The 1,669-nt window shown below is 66.0% G+C and carries 3 protein-coding genes; all 3 read right to left on the bottom strand.

The annotated features are described in order from the left end of the window. A partial coding sequence (locus GSQ76_RS32155; RefSeq protein WP_254070623.1) for an ATP-binding cassette domain-containing protein occupies window positions 1-357 on the bottom strand: 357 nt, incomplete at its 3' end. Between the two features lie 3 nt (window positions 358-360). Beyond that, window positions 361-642, bottom strand: a complete 282-nt coding sequence (locus GSQ76_RS25115) for a hypothetical protein (RefSeq protein WP_158746833.1) — start codon at window positions 640-642, stop codon at window positions 361-363. 9 nt (window positions 643-651) lie between these two features. Then, a complete protein-coding gene (locus GSQ76_RS25120; protein ID WP_158746834.1) occupies window positions 652-1,623 on the bottom strand; it encodes an N-carbamoyl-D-amino-acid hydrolase in 972 nt (323 codons plus the stop codon). Between the last annotated feature and the right edge of the window lie 46 nt (window positions 1,624-1,669).

Raw genomic sequence — 1,669 nt, forward strand, 5'->3', positions numbered from 1 at the left:
GGCGGTGCAGGCGTCTTGCGGCAGGTCCGTCAGGGTTCGCAGGGGCAGGACGACGTTCTCCAGCAGGGTCAAGGACCCGAATAACGCACCAGACTGGAACAGGACGCCGATCTGTCGACGCACGGCCTGTGTTTGCGTCGCCACATCGTGCCCTAGCACCCGCACCCGCCCGGCGGTCGGCGGTAGCAGGCCGATCGCCTGGCGCATCAGCGTCGACTTGCCGCAGCCGGAGCCGCCGAGGATCGCGAACACCTCGCCTTGGGCGACGGTGAAGCTGACATCCTGGAAGATGGTTCGCACACCGAAGCGCTGCGCCAAGCCGTGCGCCTCCACGGCGGCGACACTGGTCGCCGTCACGGGCTAGCCCTTTTCCGGCCCCTTCAATCGCGCAATCAACGTTACTGCATCGGCGCCGGGGGCAAGCAGCGCTTCGATCGTGTTGGGGCAAGCCGCCGGCCAATTTGGCCGGGCCGCCAATGCAGCCGCACCCTGACGCTTAGCGGCTTCATACAACCCCTGAAGATCGATCCGTTGCTGCAGAGAAGGAGCGTATCGACGCCGTGCGCCGGCCAGGAACGCCAGCAACTCCGACCGCTGTTCGGACCAGAGACGGGCGTCGCGTTCGTGAAGACTGTCGGGCATGGAACGACCCTACTCCGCAGCGCGGCTGCTCTGCCACTCCGGTGGGGCTACGGCGCCCACCTGGTCGATGATGCGGCCATAGGCCTCCGGACGGCGATGCTTGTCGAAGGCGAAGATGGTGGTTCGGCCCAGCGTGCAGGCATCCAGGTCGCAATCGGCGGTGATCAGCTCGTCGCCCCAGGTGGTCGCCTCCGCCATGATCTCCCCCTGCGGGTTCACGATGATGGAATTGCCGAATAGCTCGCAGCCATCCTCCGTCCCCGCCTTGGCGGTCGCCACGGCGAAGGTCGCGTTCTGGTAGGCGCCGGCCTGGATGGTCAGGTGGCTGTGCAGGACGCGCAGATGATGCGCCTCGAACCCTTTGGCGTCCTGGTTGATGCTGGGGGTGTTGTAGCCGAGCATGACTAGCTCGACCGATTGCAGGCCCAGCACGCGCCATGCCTCCGGCCAGCGGCGGTCATTGCAGATCAGCAGCCCGGCATTCACCGGCATGCCGCCCAGCGGCGCGCGCACCACGGGGAAACCGAGATTGCCGACCTCGAAATAACGCTTCTCCAGATGCTGCACCTTGCGCGCCGGGTCGTACTCGGCGTGGCCGGGCAGATGGACCTTGCGGTATTTCAGCATGATCTCGCCCTGGGGATTCACCAGGATGGCAGTGTTGTAGTGGCCGCCGTCCGGTGTCCGCTCCGCATAGCCCAGGTGGAAGGACAGACCGTATTTGCGCGCCGCTTCGAACAACGGCGCGGTTTCGTTGGAGGGCATGGCAGTTTCGAACCAGCTATCCGCCTCCGCCCGGTCCTCGTGGTAATGCCGCGGGAAGAACGTGGTCAGTGCCAGTTCGGGGAACACCACGACCTGCACGCCGCGGGCATGCGCCCGCTCCATCAGGCGGACCATACGCTGCACTGCGACCGAGCGCGGCTCGGCCTTCTGGATCGGGCCGAGTTGGGCGGCGGCAACGGTGACGATACGGGCCATTATTCGGCAGCCTCACTCAGGAGTTGGGGAGGAGTGGCGCCAACTT

This window comes from Acidisphaera sp. L21 (assembly GCF_009765685.1).
In the GTDB taxonomy this organism is placed as follows: domain Bacteria; phylum Pseudomonadota; class Alphaproteobacteria; order Acetobacterales; family Acetobacteraceae; genus LMUY01.